This window comes from Humitalea sp. 24SJ18S-53 (genome assembly GCF_050632385.1).
Taxonomy (GTDB): Bacteria; Pseudomonadota; Alphaproteobacteria; order Acetobacterales; family Acetobacteraceae; genus Humitalea.
Genome location: NZ_CP192599.1, coordinates 1,852,677 through 1,872,282, shown reverse-complemented (window position 1 = coordinate 1,872,282; position 19,606 = coordinate 1,852,677). Strand labels below are relative to the sequence as shown.

The window sequence follows — 19,606 nt, the reverse complement described above, 5'->3', positions numbered from 1 at the left end:
GCAGCCGAAGCGGTGAATCGGCCGCATGGCCTAGCGACCGCGCCGGGGTTCGGGGCGCGCCACGGCCTCGGGCGGCAGGATGCCGGCCAAGCCGACATCGAAGATGCGCAGCAGGTCCATGCGGTCCAGCCGGGCGTAAAGCTCGATCTCCGCAGCACCCGAGGCGCTCCAGCGGATCTCGCCCACCGGCAACCCCGCCGGCAGCAGGTTCTGGTCCGAGGAGGTGACGACCCGCTCCCCCTCGGCCGGCAGCACGCCCTCCGGCCAATGCTGCAAGCGCGGCCGGGCGCCGTTGCTGCCCGCCATGATGGCGCGCGCCCGGCTGGTCTCAAGCGTGACCGGCATGCGGCTGTTGATGTCGGTCACCAGCAGGACCCGCGCGGAACGGCTGCCGACCTCGGTCACGCGCCCGGCCAGGCCCCGCTCATCCAATGCCACCTGGCCCTTGCGGACCTGCAGATCGGGGCCGGTCGCCAGCAGCACGGCGCGGGCATAGGTGCCGCCGCCATCGGCCACGACCCGGGCGGTGCGGAAACTGGTCGTCCCTTCGGGGGTGTAGGCGAGTTGGCGGCGCAGCAAGGTCACCTCCCCCTCCAGCGCCAGGGCCGCGGCCTGCCAGCGGCGCAGGCGCTCATTCTCCTCGCGCAGGGCTGCATTCTCGGTCCGCATGGCCAGCAGCGACCGCCCCTCCTGCACCATCCCGCGCGCGGCGCCGATGGGTTCGGCCATGGCGGCGTAGATCGGGCTGAGCGAATCGGACAGCGCCATGCGGGCGCGTTCGACCAGCAGGGTATCGGCCTTGCCCAGCAACATGGTGCCGAAGGCAATGGCGATCAGCACCGGCAGGGAAAGCCGGGCGAGCGCCTGCCGCAGCGGAATGCTGAGTCGGATCACCGAAAGCCCCCTCTACGTCACCGATCCTCAATACATCGAGGACAGCACGCCGCGAAGCCGCTTGATTTCCTCCAGCGCCCTGCCGGTGCCCAGGGCGACGCAGGACAAGGCATCCTCGGCCACCGAAACGGGCAGTCCGGTCGCGTCCCGCAGCACCTGGTCCAGGCGCTGCAACAGCGCGCCGCCGCCGGTCAGGACGATGCCCTTGTCGACGATATCGGCGGCCAGTTCCGGCGGGGTGTTTTCCAGCGCGACCTTCACCGCCTCGATGATCTGGTTGATCGGCTCGGCCAGCGATTCAGCGATCTGGCGCTGGCTGACCACCACTTCCCGCGGGACGCCGTTCATCAGGTCGCGACCCTTGACCTCGGTCATCGGGCCTTCCTCGCCCTCCGGCGGGGGGGCGGCGGAACCGATGGTCATCTTGATGCGCTCGGCCGTGCTTTCGCCGATCAGCAGGTTGAACTGGCGGCGAATGTAACTGATGATCGCCTCATCCAGCTTGTCGCCGCCGACCCGCACGCTGCGGGCATAGACGATGCCGCCCAGGCTGATCACCGCGACCTCGGTCGTCCCACCGCCGATATCGACGACCATGGAGCCGGACGGCTCGGTCACCGGCAGCCCGGCGCCGATCGCGGCGGCCATCGGTTCCTCGATCAGCAGCACCTTCCGGGCGCCGGCGCTTTCGGCCGATTCCTGGATGGCGCGGCGTTCGACGGCGGTGGAGCCCGACGGCACGCAGACGATGATCATCGGCGAGGCAAAGGAACGCCTGTTATGAACCTTGCGGATGAAATGCTTGATCATTTCCTCCGCGACCTCGAAATCGGCGATCACCCCGTCCCGCAAGGGACGGATGGCGGCGATGTTGCCGGGGGTACGGCCGAGCATGAGCTTGGCTTCCTCCCCCACAGCCAACACCTGCTTGCGGCCGCGCACATCGGAAATGGCAACGACGCTCGGCTCATTGAGCACGATCCCACGACCCTTCACGTAGACCAGCGTGTTCGCGGTGCCGAGATCGATGGCCATGTCGGCGGAGAGGAAGCCGAACAGGCGTGCGAACATGCAAAAAATCCTTGCAGACGTGAAGGAGGGTTCGTCGGGCGGGGGGCCGCGACGGAAGGCGCGTGGTGGTTAGCCCCCCGGGCCGTCAGGCTCAAGCCGCTATCTCGTCCATGCCGCCGATCGGACCGAGGCAACCTGACCCCGCCGCCTGCGTTGAAGGCAGCATGTCCAACAAGATCAAGGAGCATCCCATGCGCACGAAGATCCTCAGCCTCGCCGCCATCGCCGCCCTCGCCCTCGCCGGTTGCGGCCAGACGACGGGCGATCGCGCGGTATCGGGCGGCTTGCTGGGCGCGGGTGCCGGTGCCGGCGTCGCCGCGATCACCGGTGGCAGCCTGGGCACGGGTGCGCTGATCGGCGGCGCCGCCGGTGCCGCCGGCGGCGCATTGACCAGCCCGGGCACGGTCGACCTCGGCCGGCCCGCCTGGCGCTAACCGCGCGTTCGGGCGGGGGTTACCCCGCCCGCAGCGCCAGGTCCGGCGGCGCCGTCCGCTCCCGCTTGGCCATCAGCTTGTTCAGCGCGTGGACGTAAGCGCGGGCGGAGGCGACGATCGTGTCGGTATCCGCCCCCTGCCCGTCCACATGCTTGCCATCCTCGGCCAGGCGCACGGTCACGCGCGCCTGGGCGTCGGTGCCGCCGGTGACGCTCTGCACGGCATAAAGCTGCAATTCGACCTCATGCGGGAAGACCTGGCGCAGGGCGGCGAAGGTCGCATCCACCGCGCCATCGCCGGTCGCCGTGCCGGTCTTGTGCACACCGTCCACATCCAGCCCGATCGTCGCCGTCGGAATCATGCCCAGGCCGGTCGAGACCGACAGGCCCGTCAGGCGGATCCGGTCATGGCCACGCACGACCTCATCATCGACCAGGGCGGTCACGTCCTCGTCGAAGACGGTCTTCTTGCGGTCGGCCAAATCCTTGAACCGGCGGAAGGCATCGTTCAGCGCATTGTCGCCCAGCTCGTAGCCCAGGGTCTTCAGCTTGTCGCGGAACGCCGCCCGGCCCGAATGCTTGCCCAGCACCAGTGACGTCTTGGCCCAGCCGACGGATTCCGGGGTCATGATCTCATAGGTGCCGGCATCCTTCAGCATGCCGTCCTGGTGGATGCCGGATTCATGGGCAAAGGCGTTGCGGCCGACGATGGCCTTGTTCGGCTGCACATCGAAGCTGGTGATGGCGGCCAGCAGCTTGGACGTCTTGAGGATATTCTCCGTCACGATGCCGGTCCGCTGGCGGATGGCATCCGCGCGGGTGCGGACGGCCATGGCAACCTCCTCCAGGCTGGCATTGCCTGCCCGTTCGCCGATGCCGTTGATCGTGCATTCCACCTGGCGCGCGCCGGCCCGGATCGCGGCCAGCGTATTCGCGACGGCCAGGCCCAGGTCATTGTGGTTATGCGTGCTGAAGACCACGCCATCGGCGCCCGGCACGCGTTCGCGCAGCATGGCAAAAATGCGGTACATGTCCTCCGGCAGCGCATAGCCGACGGTGTCGGGGATGTTGATGGTGGTGGCGCCGGCCTTGATCGCGGCCTCGACGCAGCGGCACATGAAATCATCCTCGGTGCGGCTGCCGTCTTCGGCCGACCATTCGACGTCATCCGTGTGGTTGCGGGCCAGGGTCACGCTTTCGGTGACCATGGCCAGCACCGCATCCGGTTCCATCCGCAGTTTTACGCGCATGTGCAGGGGGGAGGTTGAGACGAAGGTGTGGATGCGCTTGCGGGCCGCGGGCGCAATGGCTTCCGCGGCGCGCAAAATATCGGCGGCCGAGGTGCGGGCCAGGCCGGTGACGACCGGGCCGTCCTTGCTGAATTTCTGGGCGATGGCGCGGACGCTTTCGAAATCGCCGGGGCTGGCGATCGGGAAGCCCGCCTCCATCACGTCGATGCCGAGTTCGGCCAGCGCCTCCGCCATGCGCAGCTTTTCTTCGAGGTTCATCGAGAAGCCGGGCGATTGCTCGCCGTCGCGCAGGGTCGTGTCGAAGATGATGATGCGGTCGTCGGCCAGGGTGCCGAAGGACGGGTGCGAGATGGGCATCGGATGTGTCCGTGACTTTATGTGGCGTTGATTGGGGGCGGCCGGCGCCCCTCTCGCTTCCCCCGAACAGCATGGGCCGCGACGGCCCGAGCGCTCAGGGGCGGGTAAGTCGAAGAAGAAGGAGGAGGGAGATCGGCGCGCGCGCGGCGGTCGGGGCGAAATGCCCCCGGACCAGGCCGGCAGTGGTGGCGCGCGTCGTCATCGCCGCGACCATAGCCCCGGCTTTCCGCCGGCCGCAAGCGGCAAGGTCGTTTTCAGCCGCAGGTGATGCTGCGGACCACCCCGTCTTCGAGGATGATCGTTGCCCTGTCCGGGCGGAAATCCCGCGTCATCGGCGTGTTCGGCCCGGTAATGCGGACACTGCGGATGCCCGGCAGGCCGCTGAGGGCGGTCAATGCAGCCTCCGGCGGCCCGCCGATCAGGGCGGGGAACAGGTCCTGGTGGTCCGTGCAAAGGGGCTGTTGCGCCTGGGCCGGCCAAGCCAGCAGCAGGGCGAGGAGGGCGCGCTTCATGGCGCTGGCGGATGCGTCGCCCACCAATGGCGGGCGATATCGGCCCGGCGCGCGACCCAGATGTCGCGGCAGGCCACCACGTGGTCCAAGAACCGCGCCAGTGCCGCGGCGCGTGCGGGGCGACCGACGATGCGGCCGTGCAGGCCGACCGACATCATCCGCCCCCCCTCACCCCGCAACAGGTCCAATCCGTCGCGCAGATAGGCGCCGAAGCCATCGGCGCTGGCAAAGCCGGGTGCCACCGCGAACTTCATGTCGTTGGCGTCGAGCGTATAGGGGATGATCAGCCGCGGCTTGCCGCCGACCGGCACGTAGTAAGGCAGGTCATCCTCGTAGGAATCGCTGTCGTAGAGAAAGCCCTCGCGTTCCGCGACCAGGGCGCGGGTCTGGGGCGAGACACGACCGGTGTACCAGCCGACCGGGGCGACGCCGCAAAGCCGGGTCACCGCCTCGATATTCTGCGCGATATGGGCACGTTCGGTGGCGGCATCGACGTCGTGGTAGTCGATCCAGCGCCAGCCGTGGCAGGCGACCTCATGCCCCTGGTCGATGAAGGCACGGGCGACGGCGGGGTTGAGTTCCAACGCCCGGCCGCAGGCATAAATGGTCAGCGGCAATCCGCGCTCGGCAAAAAGCCGCAGCACGCGCCAGACGCCCGACCGCGCGCCATAGCCGAACTGGCTTTCGATGGTGACAGAACGTTCGCCCAGGATCGAAGCGCCGCCGGGGACCTCATGCAGGTATTGCTCGCTGCCGGCATCGCCGTTCAGCACGGTGTTCTCGGCGCCTTCCTCGTAATTCAGCACGAAGGAGAGCGCGACCTTGGCCGCGTTCGGCCAGAGGGGATCGGGCGGTGTCGGGCCATAGCCGACGAAATCGCGGGGATAGGGGCTGTCGGTCGCGAGCTTGGTCATGCCGGAAACGTGACGGCGGCGGCGGGTCCGGTCAACGGTGGCACCTTGTCACGACAACGCAATCAATGTTCCATCGCGCATGACCACATTCCGGGTGTTTCTCGTCACGGCCAGCATCATCACGGCGATGATCGTCGCGATGTTCATCTACGGCCTCGGCAATCGCACGCTGAATTCCAGCACGGTCGATAGCTGGTTCCTGGTCCTGGCCGTCCCCGTCATGACAATCGCCGGGGGGCTTTCGCTGCAAAAGAAGGGCCGCACCGGCTTGGCCATCGTGGTCATGGTGCTGGCCGTGCCGGTGGCGCTTGTGGCCCTCTTGGCCGTCTACATGATGGCCTGGAATGGTCGCTGGAATTGAACATCCCCCCTGCCGCGCGGGGCGGCAGGAGGGGGTCCAAACTCAGTTCTTCGCCTTGTCGACCAGGGCGTTCTTCTTGATCCAGGGCATCATGCCGCGCAGCTTCTCGCCGACATCCTCGATCTGGTGTTCGGCCAGGCGGCGACGGGTCGCCTTGAACGAGGCCTGGTTGACCTTGTTTTCCAGCATCCAGTCGCGGGCGAACTTGCCGCTCTGAATGTCGTTCAGCACGCGCTTCATCTCGGCCTTGGTCTCCGAGGTGATGATGCGGGGGCCGGTGACGTATTCGCCGTATTCGGCCGTGTTGCTGATCGAGTAGTTCATGTTGGCGATGCCGCCTTCGTAGATCAGGTCCACGATCAGCTTCACTTCATGCAGGCACTCGAAATACGCCATTTCCGGCGCGTAGCCGGCTTCCACCAGCGTCTCGAAGCCAGCCTTGATCAGTTCGACCAGGCCGCCACAGAGGACAACCTGCTCGCCGAACAGGTCGGTCTCGCATTCTTCCTTGAAGCTGGTCTCGATCACGCCCGAACGACCGCCGCCGATGGCGGAGGCGTAGGAGAGCGCGATTTCGAGGCCGTTGCCCGAGGGGTTCTGCGCCAGCGCCACCAGGCACGGCACGCCGCCGCCCTTCTGGTATTCGGACCGCACCGTGTGGCCGGGGCCCTTGGGCGCGATCATGAACACGTCCAGGTCCGGGCGCGGGTCGAGCAAGTTGAAGTGCACGTTCAAGCCATGGGCGAAGGCAAGTGCCGCGCCTTCCTTGAGGTTGGCGTGCAGGTGGTCGCGGTACAGGTCGCCCTGGCCTTCGTCCGGCGTCAGCACCATCACGACATCGGCCCACTTCGCGGCGTCGGCGGGCGACATCACGTTGAAGCCGGCGGCCTTGGCCTTGTCGGCGCTGGGACCGGCGCGCAGGCCGATCGCGAGGTTGGTGCAGCCGCTGTCGCGCAGGTTCATGGCATGGGCATGGCCCTGGCTGCCGAAGCCGATGATCGCGACCTTCTTGGCCTTGATCAGATTCACATCGGCGTCGCGGTCGTAGTAAACGCGCATCTTTGGCGCACTCCTTTTAGGGTCGGAAAAAAATACTCAGACGGTCAGGCTGCCGGTGCCACGGGCGATGGCCACAGCCCCCGTCCGCGAGACTTCGGACAGGCCCAACGGCCGCATCAACGCGCAGAACGCCTCGATCTTGTCGCTGCTGCCGGTCATTTCGAACACAGCGCTTTCGGGCGTCGCATCGACCACGCGGGCACGAAACGCATCGGCCAGGCGCAACGCTTCCATCCGCGGCTCGCCACGGCCGACGACCTTGATCAGGGCGAGTTCGCGGGTCAGGTGCGGCCCCTCCATGGTCAGGTCGCTGACCTTGTGGACCGGCACCAGCCGGTCGAGCTGCGCCTTGATCTGTTCGATCACCATCTCGGTGCCCGATGTGACGACCGTGATGCGGCTGATCCGCCGGTCGGCATCGACGGGGGCCACCGTCAGGCTTTCGATGTTGTAGCCACGACCGGAAAACAGACCGATCACCCGGGCCAGCACGCCGGCCTCATTTTCCACCAGCACCGCGATGGTCGCGGCGCGTTGTTCCATGCTTTGCGACATCGGATCAGACCAGCACCTTGCCTTCATCGGTGACGCCGGCGACGCCCCCGGTCTGGCCTGGGCTCAGGATCATCTCGTTATGCGCGGCACCGGAGGGGATCATCGGGAAGCAGTTCTCGTCCTTGGCCACGCTGATGTCGGCGATCACCGCCTTGGGGCTGGCGATCATCGCGTGGATCACATCGTCCAACTGGTCGGCGTCGGTCGCGCGCATGCCGACGGCGTGGAAGCTTTCCGCCAGCTTCACGAAATCGGGCAAGGCTTCAGAATAGGATTCCGAATAGCGCCCGCCATGCAGCAATTCCTGCCACTGGCGCACCATGCCCATGTATTCATTGTTCAGGATGAAGACTTTGACCGGCAGGCGGTACTGGGCGAGCGTCCCCATCTCCTGAATGTTCATCAGGATGCTGGCCTCACCGGCGATGTCGATGACCAGCGCATCGGGATGCGCGATCTGCACGCCCATCGCGGCCGGCAGGCCGTAGCCCATGGTGCCGAGCCCGCCCGAGGTCATCCAGCGGTTCGGCTGATCGAAGCCGAAATACTGCGCGGCCCACATCTGGTGCTGGCCGACCTCCGTGGTGATGAAGGTCTCCTTGCCCGACTTGCCCTTCAACTCCTGGGTGATCTCGAACAGGCGCTTCACCGCGTGCTGCGGCTTGATGATCTTGCCCTGCTGCACGTAGGACAGGCAGTGTTTGCCGCGCCAGGTCTCGATCTGGCGCCACCAGCCGGCCAGCGCCTTGCGGTCCTGTTCCGTGTCATCGGCCTTCCAGGCGGCGATCATCGCGCGCAGCACGGCCGCGGCATCGCCGACGATCGCCACGTCCACGCGCACGTTCTTGTTGATGCTGGACGGATCGATATCGGCGTGGATCTTGGTCGAGCCGGGCGAGAAGGCGTTCAGCCGCCCCGTCACGCGGTCGTCGAAGCGCGCGCCGATGTTGAACATCACGTCGCAGCCATGCATCGCCATGTTCGCTTCGTAGGTCCCGTGCATGCCGAGCATGCCCAGGAACTGCGGATCGCTGGCCGGATAAGAGCCCAGGCCCATCAGCGTATTGGTGCAGGGAAAACCCGTCATCCGCACGAATTCACCCAGCAGGCGCGACGCCTCCGGCCCCGCGTTGATCACGCCGCCGCCGGCATAGACGATCGGGCGATGGCTGCGCTTCATCGCGGCAATGGCTTCCCCGATGCGGCGCGCATCGGGTTCGGTGACGGGGCGGTAGGAACGGTGTTCCTCGCGCTCGGCGTCATGATAGGGCGCGCGGCCGATCAGGATGTCCTTGGGCAGATCCACCACCACCGGGCCCGGGCGGCCGCTGCGGGCGACGTAAAACGCCTCATGCATCACGCGCGCCAGGTCGCCGGGGCGCTTGACCAGGTAGTTGTGCTTGGTCGCGGGGCGGGTGATGCCGGTGGTGTCGGCTTCCTGGAAGGCATCATTGCCGATCAGATGCGTCGGCACCTGGCCGGTCAGGCAGACCACCGGAATGCTGTCCATCAGCGCATCCACCAGGCCGGTCACGGCATTGGTCGCGCCGGGGCCGGAGGTGACGAGCACGCAGCCGACCTTGCCGGTCGAACGGGCATAGCCCTCGGCCGCATGCACCGCGGCCTGTTCGTGCCGCACCAGGATGTGGCGGATCGCGTTCTGCTGGAACAGCGCGTCATAGATGGGAAGCACGGCGCCGCCGGGATAACCAAAAATAACCTCGACGCCCTGATCCTTCAGCGCCTGAAGGACGACCTCCGCCCCGGTCATGATCCGGGTTTCGGGGCTGGGCGTTGCGATGGCGGACATGGGGATGGGGCTTTCCTTTGGGCTTCGGCGGCGCAGCGTTACCCCCGCTGCTGCGGCGCGTCAACGCACTCCATCAACAAATGCGAAGATTTCCGCCCGTTCACTTTCAGAAAATTGCGCCAGACCCGTGGTTCGCGCATATATCCTATGCGTGGGCCCGAGATCATGGTGCCGGAACCAGGTCGCCTGCCGCTTGGTGTATTGCCCCATGGCGAGGCAGGCACGGCGCCCGGCCTCTTCGAGGGTGATGCTCCCCGCCGCGACGGCGGCGAGTTCGGGCACGCCATGGGCGCGCATGGCGGGCAGCGACGGGTCGAGGTTTTGCGCGAGCAACGCCGTCACCTCCTCCATCGCACCCCCCTTCAGCATCGCGGCCCAGCGTGCGGCGATCGCGGCGCGCAACGTGTCGCGCGACGGGTCCAGCAGGATGGCGGCGAAACGCCAGGGGGCAGGTCCTGTGCCGGGTTCGGACTGCCAGGACGCCAGCCCCCGCCCGGTTCCCGCAAAAACCTCCCAGGCGCGGGCCAGGCGTTGCGGGTCGGTCGGGCGCAGGCGCGCGGCCGTGTCCGGATCGGCCTGGGCCAGTCGTTGATGCAAGGCGGCGGGGCCGATGTCGGCCAGCAGCGCGCGTGCGGCGGCGCGGTCGGCTTCGGTGACCGGCGGCATCGGCGACAGCCCCTGGGTCAGCGCGGAAAAATACATGCCCGTGCCGCCGCACAGGATCGGCAGCCGCCCGGCATCCCGCGCCGCCTGCATCGCCGCAAGCGCCGCATCGCGCCACCAGGCGACGCTGCCCGCTTCGGCCGGGGCGCGGATGCCATAGAGGCGATGCGGCACCAGCGCTTCCTCGGCCTCGGATGGCCCCGCCGTCAGCACCCGCAGCCCCGCATAGACCTGCATGGAGTCGGTGTTGATGATCTCACCGTCCAAGGCCCGCGCCAGATCCAGCGCCAGAGCCGACTTGCCCGACGCGGTCGGCCCCGCGATCAGCAGCGCATGCGGGATCATACCTTGCGGCCCCGGCGTGGCAGGGCCAAAAACCGGCCGCCATGCCGCATGTCCTGACCCTTTGCGCCCCCGCCGGCGCCCTGACCCCTGCCCTCACGCAGCGCGTGCGCGCTGCCCTCGGCGATCTGGGGGCGGATCCCGGCGCGACCGAGTGGTTGTCGCCGGGCGAGGCCTGCGACCTGCCGTTTCGTGACCTCGCGACCGACCAGGCGACCGCCATCGCGCGCCAGGCGCTGGGCGATGCGCCGGTCGATGCGATCAGCCAGGAAACGACTGGCCGCCGGAAGCAACTGCTGCTGGCCGACATGGACAGCACCATCGTGACCAGCGAGACGCTGGACGAAATCGCCGCCTTCGCCGGGCTGAAGGAAAAGATCGCCGCCATCACCAAGCGCAGCATGAACGGCGAGTTGGATTTTTCGACCGCGCTGCGCGAACGCGTCGCCATGCTGAAGGGGCTGGACGTGTCGGCGCTGGACGCGACCTGGACCGCGACCGAAATGACGCCGGGCGCCGTCGAACTCATCGCGACGCTGCGCGCCCATGGCGCGGTGACGGCGCTGGTGTCGGGCGGCTTCACCTTCTTCACCGGGCGCGTCGCGCAGCGGCTGGGGTTTACGCATCACTTCGCCAATACGCTGGAGGATGACGGCCGGGTGCTGACCGGCCGCGTCGGTGAGCCGATCCTGGACCGGGATGCGAAACTCGCGACACTGAAACGTCTGGCCGCGGAGAACGGCCTGCCGCTGACGGCAACGGCCGCGATCGGCGATGGGGCGAACGACCTGGCGATGATCGGCGCCGCGGGCCTGGGCATCGCCTATCGCGCGAAGCCCGTGGTCGCCGCCGCCGCCCGCGCCCGGCTGGACCATGCCGGGCTGCGTGGCGTCCTGTTCGCGATGGGATTTTCCGCGGGCGAGATCCAGGCGGGGTAAGGTGGCGCCTTGAGGGGGGCTTCGCCCCGCCTCAAACTCCCCCCACCAGGGGCGGCCGCCCCTGGACCGGCGACGTATTGGCAACATCAAGCGAGGGGCGTCAAAGGCGGTTCCGTCGCCGTAAGGCGTTCCACGCCCCTCGCTTGATGTCGCCAAATCCCGTGGGTTCCAAGGGGCCACGGCCCCTTGGTGGGGGAGGTGTGGAGGGGGCGACGCCCCCTCCACGGCCGGGTCACCCCGGCGAACCAGGCGTCGCCGCGCGCAGTCGCAGCGGAACCCAACGCTGGCCTTGTGCGCCTTCGATCAGGAACAGCGCGCTGGCGCGGTTCTGGCGGCGCAGGCGTTCGACACGCTCGGACAGTTCCTGCGGCGTCGTGACGCGTTCCTGCTGCACTTCGACGATGACGTCGCCCGGGCGCAGTTCGCGTTCGGCGGCGGGGCTGCCCGGCGTCACCTCGGTGATGACCACGCCGTTACGCTCGGGGCGGATGCTGAAGCGCTCGCGCAGTTCCGGCGTCATGCCGGAGACCTTCATGCCGAGCCCCGTCAGCTCGACGGTTGCCTGCGGGCGCGGCTGGGCCGGGGCGGTTGCCGCGGCCTGCACATCGGCCGGCAACTCGGCGACGGTGACGTTCACCGTCTCCTCCTTGCCGTTGCGCCAGACAACGACCGGGGCGACCGTGCCGACCGGGGTTTCGGCGACGATGCGCGGCAGGTTCCGCATTTCGCGGACGTCCTGGTTGTTGAACTTCAGCACCACGTCGCCGTTCTGGATGCCGCCGGCGGCCGCGGGGCCACCTTCCTGCGCCCGCGCGACCAGCGCGCCACGCGCACCGCCCTGCAGGCCCAGGGATTCCGCGATCTCATCCGTCACCTGCTGGATGTTCACGCCCAGCCAGCCGCGCCGCACCCGGCCGCCGTCGCGCAACTGCGCGGCGATGTTGCGTGCCAGGTTGGAGGGGATGGAGAAGCCGATGCCGATCGACCCGCCGGAGGGCGAGTAGATCGCGGTGTTGATGCCGATGACCTCGCCGGCCAGGTTGAACAGCGGGCCGCCCGAGTTGCCGCGGTTGATCGCGGCATCGGTCTGGATGAAGTCGTCGTAGAGCCCCTGGCGGATGTCGCGGCCACGGGCCGAGACGATGCCGGCCGTGACGGAACCGCCGAGGCCGAAGGGATTGCCGATCGCGACCACCCAGTCACCGACCTGAGCCGTATCGGAATCGCCGAAGGACACGGCCGGCAGCGGGCGTTCCGGCCGCACGCGCAGCACCGCGACATCGGTGCGCGGGTCGGTGCCGACCAGCTCGGCGCGCAGGGTCGTGTTGTCCTGCAACACGACGTTGATCTCATCCGCGCCGTCGATGACGTGGTTGTTCGTGATCACGATGCCGGAGGCGTCGATGATGAAGCCCGAGCCCAGCGACTGCGCGCGGCGCGGCGTCGGTGCCGGCTGGCCGGGGCGTGCCGGGGGGCCGCCGGGGCGGTTGCGTTCCAGGAAGTCGCGGAAAAACTCCTCGAACGGGCTGCCGGGCGGGGCTTGCGGCACTTCGGGCGCATCCGGCCGGGCGCCGGGCCGGGCCTGGACCGTCTGGGTGGTCTGGATGTTCACCACGGCCGGCAGCAGCCGTCGGGCCAGGGGAGCAAAGGTGGTCGGGGCGGTCTGGCTGGACATCGCCTCTGGCGCCGCGGGCGCGGCCGTTTGGGCGAAGGCGGGGCCGGCGACGATCGCGCCGGAAAGAAGCAGGGCTGCAAGGCGCATGGGATTGGTCATCCGTCAGTTGCAAGCAGGATGCGCCTCGGCGCAAGGCGCCGCCAAGCCCCTGCTTGGTTGCAACACGTAACTGGCCCCCGCGCCGAAGCGCGGGGGCCAGGTTTCAGCCCGGCGTCACGGCCGGGTTCGGGGCGGCCGCGGGCGCCTGCGCCGGGTTCGGCAACACCGGGTTCGGCGTCAACGGCACCGGTGTGCTGTCGCGGAAGTAACGGAAGAACTCGCTGTCGGGCGACAGCACGAACCGCGACTCGCCCTCACCGAAGGCTTCCCGATAGGCCTGCATGGTCCGGTAGAACTGGTAGAACTGCGGATCGCGCTGGAAGGCATCGGCGAAGAGCTTGATCGCCCCCTCCTCACCCTGGCCGCGCAGCACGTCCGATTGCGCCTGGGCTTCCGCCAGGATCACCGTGCGTTCACGATCGGCGCCGGCACGGACGCGGGCGGCGACTTCGGCGCCCTCGGCGCGGGCTTCACGCGCCACGCGTTCGCGTTCGGATTGCATCCGGGTCAGGACCGCCTGGGTATTTTCCTCCGGCAGGTCGGCGCGGCGGATGCGGACATCCGTCACCTCGATGCCGAAGCGGCGGGCTTCGCCGTTCACCTCGCGGAGAATGTCGGCCATGACCCGGGTGCGTTCGGCCGACAGCACGGCCAACAGGGTCTCGTTGCCGAGCACCCGCCGCAGCGCGGAGGAGACGATGGACCCCAGTCGCCCGCGGATGCCGCTTTCGGCCGCCCCCGCCGTCTGGAAGAACAGCAGCGGATCGACGACGCGATAGCGGGTGAAACTGTCCACGACCAGGCGGCGCTGGTCGCCCAGGATCACCTCCTCGCCAGGGCTGTCGTAGTCGAGCAACCGGCGGTCGAAGGCGATCACGTTCTGGATGAACGGGATCTTGGCCTGCAGCCCAGGCTTGGTGATGACCCGGATCGGCTGGCCGAACTGGGTGATCAGGACCTGCTGGGTCTCCTGCACAGTGAACAGGGTCGAGGTGAGGGTGATGAACCCAACGACCAGGACGCCGATGAGAACAGTCAGGCGGGTCATCGGGCGATCCCCTGCGGCTGGCGGTTGGGGAAGATGCCCGGCGCCGCGGCCGGCGCCAGTTGGCGCTGCAAGGCCGGCGGCCCCGGCGGGGTCATCGGGGCGGGCTGCGGCCGCGTCTGATCGGCGCCGAGCGGCAGCAAGGGCATGACGCCCTGCAACCGGTCGTCCACGATGATCTTCGGGTTGCGGCGCAGGATCTCCTCCATGGTCTCAAGGTACATGCGGCGCACGGTCACATCCCGCGCCACCTGGTAGGCACCCAGAACCGACAGGAAGCGCTGCGCCTCGCCACCCGCGCGGGCGATCTGGCTTTCGCGGGCGCCCTGGGCTTCCTGCACCACGCGCTCCGCCTCACCACGCGCCCGCGGGATGATGTCGTTGCGGTAGGATTCGGCTTCGTTGCGGGCGCGTTCGCGGTCGGCATTGGCGCGCTGCACGTCGCGGAAGGCATCGACGACGCTGGCCGGGGGATCGACCTTCTGCAACTGCACCTGGGTGATCTCGATGCCAGACCGATACTGGTCCAGCACGGCCTGGGTGGCGGCGCGGACCTGGGTCTCGATCTGGGCGCGCGCCTCGGTCAGGGCGGATTGGATCGGCGTACGGCCGATCATCTCGCGCATCGTGCTCTCGGCGACGGATTTCACCGTCTGCTCCGGGTTGCGCGTGTTGAACAGGAATTCCGACGCATCGCGGATGCGCCAGAAGACGGCGAAATCGATGTCGATGATATTCTCGTCACCCGTCAGCATCATCGATTCCTCACCGACGTCGCGGGAGGGTACGGGCCGCCCCGTGGTCTGGTCGGGATTGGCGCGGAAGCCGACATCGACGCGGTTGATGCGCGTCACGCGTGGCGTGGTCACAGTCTCGACCGGCCAGGGAATATGATAATTCAGGCCCGGGGGGGCGGTGCGGTCAAAGGCGCCGAAGCGCATCACCACGCCCTGTTCGTCAGGCTGCACGCGGTAGAAGCCGCTGCCGGCCCAGATCGCGACCAGCACCAGGCCGATCAGCGCCAGCCCCTTGCCGCCAAAGCCACCGCTGCCGCGCGGCAGGAACCGCCGCACGGCGTCCTGTGCCTGGCGGATCATGTCATCGAGGTCGGGCGCGCCGCCGCCACCGCGATTGCCACCGCCGCCGCCGCCGCCCTGGGGCGGGGTCCCCCAAGGACCACCGGGTTGGCCACCGCCGCCGCCGCCACTGCCGCCGGGGCGAGGATTACCCCACGGGCTGGGCCCGCCACTATTGTTCCACGCCATGAAAGCGGCCGGCCTCCCTCAACGCCCCAAAGGGCAATGCCCTTGCGGGCAAATCGCCCCACGCGGGGGGCATTCGATGCGTGGCGACAGGCACCCGGGCTTACGGCCGGGCGCCGGCCGCGCCATATCACGGCCGTAACCCGGCCTGCGTCCTGCGCATATCGGCCAGACATGAAGGATTTTCAAGTTATGGGCGAAGCCCTGGCGGATGCGGTGCGGCTGGCGTTGCGCAAGGTCATCGAACCCGAATCGGGGCGCGACGTCGCGGCGCTCGGCTGGGTGGACGCCGTGGTGGCCCGCGATGGGCTGGTCCAGGTGACCTTGGCGGTGCCGCGGGACCGGGCCCGGGCGCTGGAACCGCTGCGGGCATCGGCCGAACGGGCGGTGGCTGCGGTGCCGGGGGTGATCTCGGCGACCGTCGTGCTGACCGCGCACCGGGCCGAGGCGCCCGCTGCCCCCCCGCCCGCCGCGCCCGGGCGCAAGCCGCCGGCCGGCCAGGGGGCGATGCTGCTGCCGGATGTCCGGGCGATCGTCGCCGTCGCCTCGGGCAAGGGCGGCGTCGGCAAATCCACCACCGCGGTGAACCTGGCCGTCGCCCTGGCCGCACAGGGGCTGACCGTCGGGCTGCTGGATGCCGATATCTACGGCCCGTCCCTGCCGCAGATGCTGGGCACGCGGGACAAGCCGCGCGCGGTGAACGGGCGCATCCAGCCACTGTCGCGCTGGGGGCTGAAGGCGATGTCCATCGGCTTCCTGGTGGATGAGGAAACCCCGATGGTCTGGCGCGGCCCGATGGTGATGGGCGCGCTGGAACAAATGCTGGGCCAGGTCGATTGGGGGCCCCTCGACATCATGATCGTCGACATGCCGCCCGGCACCGGCGACGCCCAGCTGACCATGAGCCAGCGCGTGCCCCTGGCCGGGGCCGTGATCGTCTCCACCCCCCAGGACGTCGCCCTGATCGACGCCCGCCGCGGCGTTCGGATGTTCGAGAAGGTCGGCGTGCCCGTGCTGGGGTTGATCGAGAACATGTCGGTCTTCTGCTGCCCGAACTGCGGCCACACGACCGATATCTTCGGCCATGGCGGGGCCAAGGCCGAAGCGACGCGGCTGGGCGTCGAATTCCTGGGGGAGCTGCCGCTGAAACTCGCCATCCGCGAACTGGCCGACGCCGGCACGCCGATCGTGATGGCGCGCCCCGAGTCGGAAGAAGCCGCGACCTACCGCGCCATGGCCGCGCGGGTATGGGAAAAAGCCTCGGTCCCCCGCGCGTCGGGACCGAAGATCGTCATGGCTTAGCCAACACACCCAGCACCGCATCGGCGGCGGCCTCGCTCGGGCTGCCGCCACCCGGCGGGCGCAGCCGGTCCAGCAGGTCCCGCGCCCCCGCCACCTGGACCGCACCAATCGCCGGATCGGTCAGCAATTCGACCAGCGCATCGGCCAGCAGTGCCGGCGTGCAGCGTTCCTGCAGGAATTCGGGGATGATCGGCGCATCCGCCAGCAGGTTCACGATGGCCGCGTATTTCGCGGTGGCGATCCGCCGCAGGATTTCGCCGGTCAGCCAATTCACCTTGTAGCCAATCAGCATCGGCACCCCGGCCATCGCGACCTCTAGCGAGGAGGTGCCGGACTTGATCAGCCCGGCCGAGGCCGCGGCGAAGGCGTCATGCTTGTCGGCCAGGGTCGTGACCAGGATGGGCGCGGGGGACCAGGACGCCGTGGCAGCGCGCACCGCGGCCTCGACCGGCCCGGCCAGGGGCACGACGGGGCGCAGGCCCGGGACGCGTGTTTCGGCCAGCCGCAGGGCCTCGGCAAAAACCGGCAGCATGCGGGTGATCTCGGTGCGGCGGCTGCCGGGCATCACCAGCACCACCCGTTCATCGGGGCCGATGCCATGCTGCGCGCGGAAGCGCGCGGCATCGCCGGTCTCCGCACCGCTTTCCAGCACCGGATGGCCGACGAAGCGCGCATCCAGCCCCGCCGCCAGGAACATCGGCGGTTCGAAGGGCAGCAGGCACAGCAGCCGGTCCATCTGCTGTGCGATCTCCTTCACCCGCCAGGCGCGCCAGCCCCAGATCTGCGGCGCGACGTAGTGCACGATCGGAATACCCAAGGGGCGGATGCGCTTGGCGATGCGGGAGGTGAAGCCCGGGCTGTCGATCGTCACCACCACATCCGGCCGCCGGGCGGTGATATCGGCCACCGTCTCGTCCAACCGGCGCGCCAGGCGGCGGATATTGGGCAGCACTTCCATCAGCCCCATCAGCGCCAGGTCCCGCATCGGGAACAGGCTGGCCATGCCCTGTTCGGCCAGGCGGTCGCCGCCGATGCCGGCCGCACGGATACCCGGTGCCTTGGCGCGCATCGCCGCCAACAGCCGCGCCCCCAGCACATCGCCCGAGGATTCGCCGGCGATCAGATAGACCAGGGTCATGCGAAATCGGCCGGCACGCAGGCGGGGAACGGCGTCCGTGGCCAGCCCGGCCCACCCCGGGCCCGCACCGCGTCGAGTCCATGGGTATCAAGGTCGCAGAACACCCATTCCGCCCGGTCCATCGCCCCGCGCGCCAGGACGCCATCCTGCGGAAACCCCGCATCGACCGGGCCGAAGACCGCGGCATGGCCACGGCATTCCCCGCCGACCATCATCGCCAGCGCGACATGGCATTGGTTTTCCATCGCCCGCGCCGCGCCCGCCAGGTGCAGCCGGTGCGCGCCATGCGCGTCGGTCGCCCGCGCCGGGGCCAGGACCAGCCAGGCCCCGGCCTCGACCTGGGCACGGACGTGCTTCGGGAAGCCGATGTCGGTGCCGATGGAAATACCCAGGCGGCCGAAGGGCGTGTCGAACACGGCGGGCGGCGCATCCGGGCCCGCGCCCTGCCACGCGATCCGGCCGTCAGGCGCCACCAGAGGCGCCCAATCCCCGATCGTGCCATCCGCCGCGCGCAGCGGCAGCGTGCCGCCAAGCAACCAAAGCCCCGACAGCCGCGCCGCGTCGCGCAACGCCGCCTGCACCATCGGCGACACGTCGGCGAGTGCCTCGGCCGGCGTGACGCCGGGCACGGCGATGGACTCGGCACAGATCATGGCCGTCCGCGCCGGCAGGACGGCCAGTTGGGCGCCACCCGCCGCCGCGCGGGCGACCCAGTTGATCAGCAGCGCCGCAAGCCCCGCCACCCCCGCGATCGGCCCGGCCGGGAATTGCGCCACCGCCAGGCGCACATGGCCATGGCCCAAGGCATCCGCCCGCAGCGGATGACCGCAGTCGAGGACCTGGGGCGCCGCCGCCACCGGAGCTGGCGCCTCGGGCACCAGCGACCAATCCGGATCGTCACTCATGCGGCGGCTTGGCTGGACGGGTGCATCGACGGGTTGCATAGACCCGATCGCGCCTGATTGGCAGGCCGGGGGTATCGATGGGTCTGGATCTGGCGGGCCCGGAGGGCATTGGGCTGGTCGCCGGCACGCTGACGACAGCGGCCTTCGTCCCCCAGGTGGTGAAAACCTGGAGAACCGGATCGGCCAGCGACTTCAGCCTGCCGATGCTGCTGATGTTCGTGTCCGGGGTCATGCTCTGGCTGGTCTATGGAATGGTCATCGCGGCACCCAGCGTCTGGATCGCCAATGCCATCACCGCGCCGCTGTCGCTCTACCTGTTGTGGATCAAGCTGCGGCGCGGCTGAGCCTCACATCATCGGCGCCCAGCGCGCGATCTCCAGGTAGATGTCGCGCACGGCCGCCGAAACGGCGCGGCTGATGTCCTCCAGCCCCGCCACCTGGTCGATGCGCGGCTGGGCGCTGTCCAGTTCTTCCGCCGACAGGATCAGCCCGAACAGCCCCGCCGCGCGGGCCAAGCCCAGCAGCAGCGCGTCATGCGGCTCAGGAATCTCATCGTCGAAGATGACGCCCAGCAGGCGGGCCTTCACCTCCCGCTCCTCCTTGTCCGACACGACCGGATAGCGGCGTTCGCTGAACAGCCACAGGAACTTGCCATCCTCGACGCGCAGGATGCCGCGGGCGACCAGGCGGGCGAACAGCGCCTCGCGGAAATCGGGGGCCTCGCGCGACAGGGTTTCGATCCACCAGCGGCTGTCCTCCTGGCGGCCGGCGGCGGCGATGCGGGCCAGCACGCCATCCAGCATCGGGTCGCCAAGGGGGGTCGAATCCGCGACGAACAGGTGCTTCGGGTCGGTGTCGATGCGGTTCCGCATCGCCAGTTCGGCCAGGACGGCGCCCGCCAGCGCGAAATCCCCGGAGGGTGCCGCGCGGTCGTGCACTCGGCCGGTGCTGTCATCCAGCATCAGCAGCAGCAGTTCCTCGGGTATCGTCAGCGGCATAGGCGGGTCTCCATGGCTCGGCG

At 68.9% G+C, this 19,606-nt stretch carries 20 protein-coding genes; 5 read left to right on the top strand and 15 right to left on the bottom strand.

Going from position 1 to position 19,606, the window contains the following annotated elements:
- Positions 1 to 30: 30 nt before the first annotated feature.
- Complete coding sequence (gene mreC, locus ACQW02_RS09020) at positions 31 to 894, bottom strand: rod shape-determining protein MreC (protein ID WP_431284937.1); 864 nt, start codon at positions 892 to 894, stop codon at positions 31 to 33.
- 27 nt (positions 895 to 921) lie between these two features.
- The gene (locus tag ACQW02_RS09015; RefSeq protein WP_431284936.1) at positions 922 to 1,965 is read right to left on the bottom strand and encodes a rod shape-determining protein; all 1,044 of its coding nucleotides are present in this window, start codon (positions 1,963 to 1,965) and stop codon (positions 922 to 924) included.
- A gap of 191 nt (positions 1,966 to 2,156) precedes the next feature.
- On the opposite strand from ACQW02_RS09015, the gene ACQW02_RS09010 reads away from it, so the two are divergent.
- Positions 2,157 to 2,399 (top strand): hypothetical protein, encoded by a 243-nt coding sequence (locus ACQW02_RS09010; protein ID WP_431284935.1) that lies wholly within the window; start codon positions 2,157 to 2,159, stop codon positions 2,397 to 2,399.
- Between the two features lie 19 nt (positions 2,400 to 2,418).
- Here the strand turns inward: ACQW02_RS09010 and ACQW02_RS09005 are convergent, their stop codons facing one another.
- The 3 genes from ACQW02_RS09005 to ACQW02_RS08995 all read right to left on the bottom strand — a co-directional run bounded on the left by ACQW02_RS09005 (position 2,419) and on the right by ACQW02_RS08995 (position 5,431).
- Positions 2,419 to 4,005, bottom strand: a complete 1,587-nt coding sequence (locus ACQW02_RS09005) for a 2-isopropylmalate synthase (RefSeq protein WP_431284934.1) — start codon at positions 4,003 to 4,005, stop codon at positions 2,419 to 2,421.
- Between the two features lie 254 nt (positions 4,006 to 4,259).
- A complete protein-coding gene (locus ACQW02_RS09000) occupies positions 4,260 to 4,517 on the bottom strand; it encodes a hypothetical protein (protein WP_431284933.1) in 258 nt (85 codons plus the stop codon).
- Complete coding sequence (locus ACQW02_RS08995) at positions 4,514 to 5,431, bottom strand: polysaccharide deacetylase family protein (protein WP_431284932.1); 918 nt, start codon at positions 5,429 to 5,431, stop codon at positions 4,514 to 4,516. Before ACQW02_RS08995 ends, ACQW02_RS09000 begins: the two co-directional genes overlap by 4 nt.
- A 79-nt stretch (positions 5,432 to 5,510) precedes the next feature.
- Between ACQW02_RS08995 and ACQW02_RS08990 the strand changes: the two genes are divergently transcribed.
- A complete protein-coding gene (locus tag ACQW02_RS08990) occupies positions 5,511 to 5,792 on the top strand; it encodes a hypothetical protein (protein WP_431284931.1) in 282 nt (93 codons plus the stop codon).
- A 42-nt stretch (positions 5,793 to 5,834) separates the two neighbouring features.
- On the opposite strand, the gene ilvC is transcribed toward ACQW02_RS08990, so the two are convergent.
- Genes ilvC through miaA form a run of 4 tightly spaced genes read right to left on the bottom strand, consistent with a single transcriptional unit; the run spans position 5,835 to position 10,224 of the window.
- A complete protein-coding gene (ilvC, locus tag ACQW02_RS08985) occupies positions 5,835 to 6,851 on the bottom strand; it encodes a ketol-acid reductoisomerase (protein ID WP_431284930.1) in 1,017 nt (338 codons plus the stop codon).
- Positions 6,852 to 6,887: 36 nt separating this feature from the next.
- Positions 6,888 to 7,394, bottom strand: a complete 507-nt coding sequence (gene ilvN, locus ACQW02_RS08980; RefSeq protein ID WP_431284929.1) for an acetolactate synthase small subunit — start codon at positions 7,392 to 7,394, stop codon at positions 6,888 to 6,890.
- Between the two features lie 16 nt (positions 7,395 to 7,410).
- Positions 7,411 to 9,216 carry an acetolactate synthase 3 large subunit gene (locus tag ACQW02_RS08975; RefSeq protein ID WP_431284928.1) on the bottom strand — a complete coding sequence of 602 codons (1,806 nt, stop codon included), beginning with the start codon at positions 9,214 to 9,216 and terminating at the stop codon, positions 7,411 to 7,413.
- A gap of 60 nt (positions 9,217 to 9,276) precedes the next feature.
- Positions 9,277 to 10,224, bottom strand: coding sequence for a tRNA (adenosine(37)-N6)-dimethylallyltransferase MiaA (miaA, locus tag ACQW02_RS08970; protein WP_431284927.1), 948 nt, complete (start codon positions 10,222 to 10,224; stop codon positions 9,277 to 9,279).
- A 41-nt stretch (positions 10,225 to 10,265) separates the two neighbouring features.
- Here miaA and serB point away from each other — a divergent pair, with 41 nt between their 5' ends.
- Positions 10,266 to 11,159, top strand: a complete 894-nt coding sequence (gene serB / locus ACQW02_RS08965) for a phosphoserine phosphatase SerB (protein WP_431284926.1) — start codon at positions 10,266 to 10,268, stop codon at positions 11,157 to 11,159.
- Positions 11,160 to 11,391: 232 nt separating this feature from the next.
- Here serB and ACQW02_RS08960 read toward each other — a convergent pair whose 3' ends face one another.
- The 3 genes from ACQW02_RS08960 to hflK all read right to left on the bottom strand — a co-directional run bounded on the left by ACQW02_RS08960 (position 11,392) and on the right by hflK (position 15,075).
- Complete coding sequence (locus ACQW02_RS08960) at positions 11,392 to 12,921, bottom strand: DegQ family serine endoprotease (protein ID WP_431284925.1); 1,530 nt, start codon at positions 12,919 to 12,921, stop codon at positions 11,392 to 11,394.
- Positions 12,922 to 13,036: 115 nt separating this feature from the next.
- Positions 13,037 to 13,981, bottom strand: coding sequence for a protease modulator HflC (hflC, locus tag ACQW02_RS08955; RefSeq protein WP_431284924.1), 945 nt, complete (start codon positions 13,979 to 13,981; stop codon positions 13,037 to 13,039).
- Complete coding sequence (gene hflK / locus ACQW02_RS08950; protein WP_431284923.1) at positions 13,978 to 15,075, bottom strand: FtsH protease activity modulator HflK; 1,098 nt, start codon at positions 15,073 to 15,075, stop codon at positions 13,978 to 13,980. Before hflK ends, hflC begins: the two co-directional genes overlap by 4 nt.
- A gap of 357 nt (positions 15,076 to 15,432) precedes the next feature.
- On the opposite strand from hflK, the gene ACQW02_RS08945 reads away from it, so the two are divergent.
- On the top strand, positions 15,433 to 16,542 hold the full coding sequence (locus ACQW02_RS08945) for an Mrp/NBP35 family ATP-binding protein (RefSeq protein WP_431284922.1): 1,110 nt from the start codon (positions 15,433 to 15,435) through the stop codon (positions 16,540 to 16,542).
- Here the strand turns inward: ACQW02_RS08945 and lpxB are convergent.
- Positions 16,532 to 17,680, bottom strand: a complete 1,149-nt coding sequence (gene lpxB, locus ACQW02_RS08940) for a lipid-A-disaccharide synthase (protein WP_431284921.1) — start codon at positions 17,678 to 17,680, stop codon at positions 16,532 to 16,534. The genes ACQW02_RS08945 and lpxB overlap by 11 nt on opposite strands.
- Entirely contained in the window at positions 17,677 to 18,585 is a 909-nt protein-coding gene (locus tag ACQW02_RS08935) for a nitrilase-related carbon-nitrogen hydrolase (protein ID WP_431284920.1), read from the bottom strand. The genes lpxB and ACQW02_RS08935 overlap by 4 nt, the downstream gene beginning before the upstream one ends.
- 77 nt (positions 18,586 to 18,662) lie before the next feature.
- Between ACQW02_RS08935 and ACQW02_RS08930 the strand changes: the two genes are divergently transcribed.
- Entirely contained in the window at positions 18,663 to 18,929 is a 267-nt protein-coding gene (locus ACQW02_RS08930; protein WP_431284919.1) for a SemiSWEET family sugar transporter, read from the top strand.
- 3 nt (positions 18,930 to 18,932) lie between these two features.
- On the opposite strand, the gene ACQW02_RS08925 is transcribed toward ACQW02_RS08930, so the two are convergent.
- Positions 18,933 to 19,583: a GOLPH3/VPS74 family protein gene (locus ACQW02_RS08925; RefSeq protein WP_431284918.1), complete on the bottom strand. Its 651-nt coding sequence runs from the start codon at positions 19,581 to 19,583 to the stop codon at positions 18,933 to 18,935.
- Positions 19,584 to 19,606: the final 23 nt, after the last annotated feature.

Excerpts from the sequence above, each read along its gene's own strand:
- ACQW02_RS09010 (WP_431284935.1), top strand. The coding sequence starts at position 2,157 with ATGCGCACGAAGATCCTCAGCCTCGCCGCCATCGCCGCCCTCGCCCTC.
- serB (WP_431284926.1), top strand. The coding sequence starts at position 10,266 with ATGCCGCATGTCCTGACCCTTTGCGCCCCCGCCGGCGCCCTGACCCCT.
- ACQW02_RS09005 (WP_431284934.1), bottom strand. The coding sequence starts at position 4,005 with ATGCCCATCTCGCACCCGTCCTTCGGCACCCTGGCCGACGACCGCATC.
- ACQW02_RS08945 (WP_431284922.1), top strand. The coding sequence starts at position 15,433 with ATGGGCGAAGCCCTGGCGGATGCGGTGCGGCTGGCGTTGCGCAAGGTC.
- hflC (WP_431284924.1), bottom strand. The coding sequence starts at position 13,981 with ATGACCCGCCTGACTGTTCTCATCGGCGTCCTGGTCGTTGGGTTCATC.
- ACQW02_RS08935 (WP_431284920.1), bottom strand. The coding sequence starts at position 18,585 with ATGAGTGACGATCCGGATTGGTCGCTGGTGCCCGAGGCGCCAGCTCCG.
- ACQW02_RS08925 (WP_431284918.1), bottom strand. The coding sequence starts at position 19,583 with ATGCCGCTGACGATACCCGAGGAACTGCTGCTGCTGATGCTGGATGAC.
- ACQW02_RS08930 (WP_431284919.1), top strand. The coding sequence starts at position 18,663 with ATGGGTCTGGATCTGGCGGGCCCGGAGGGCATTGGGCTGGTCGCCGGC.
- hflK (WP_431284923.1), bottom strand. The coding sequence starts at position 15,075 with ATGATCCGCCAGGCACAGGACGCCGTGCGGCGGTTCCTGCCGCGCGGC.
- ilvC (WP_431284930.1), bottom strand. The coding sequence starts at position 6,851 with ATGCGCGTTTACTACGACCGCGACGCCGATGTGAATCTGATCAAGGCC.
- miaA (WP_431284927.1), bottom strand. The coding sequence starts at position 10,224 with ATGATCCCGCATGCGCTGCTGATCGCGGGGCCGACCGCGTCGGGCAAG.
- ACQW02_RS08960 (WP_431284925.1), bottom strand. The coding sequence starts at position 12,921 with ATGCGCCTTGCAGCCCTGCTTCTTTCCGGCGCGATCGTCGCCGGCCCC.
- ACQW02_RS09015 (WP_431284936.1), bottom strand. The coding sequence starts at position 1,965 with ATGTTCGCACGCCTGTTCGGCTTCCTCTCCGCCGACATGGCCATCGAT.
- ACQW02_RS08990 (WP_431284931.1), top strand. The coding sequence starts at position 5,511 with ATGACCACATTCCGGGTGTTTCTCGTCACGGCCAGCATCATCACGGCG.
- ACQW02_RS09000 (WP_431284933.1), bottom strand. The coding sequence starts at position 4,517 with ATGAAGCGCGCCCTCCTCGCCCTGCTGCTGGCTTGGCCGGCCCAGGCG.
- ACQW02_RS08995 (WP_431284932.1), bottom strand. The coding sequence starts at position 5,431 with ATGACCAAGCTCGCGACCGACAGCCCCTATCCCCGCGATTTCGTCGGC.
- ilvN (WP_431284929.1), bottom strand. The coding sequence starts at position 7,394 with ATGGAACAACGCGCCGCGACCATCGCGGTGCTGGTGGAAAATGAGGCC.
- lpxB (WP_431284921.1), bottom strand. The coding sequence starts at position 17,680 with ATGACCCTGGTCTATCTGATCGCCGGCGAATCCTCGGGCGATGTGCTG.
- ACQW02_RS08975 (WP_431284928.1), bottom strand. The coding sequence starts at position 9,216 with ATGTCCGCCATCGCAACGCCCAGCCCCGAAACCCGGATCATGACCGGG.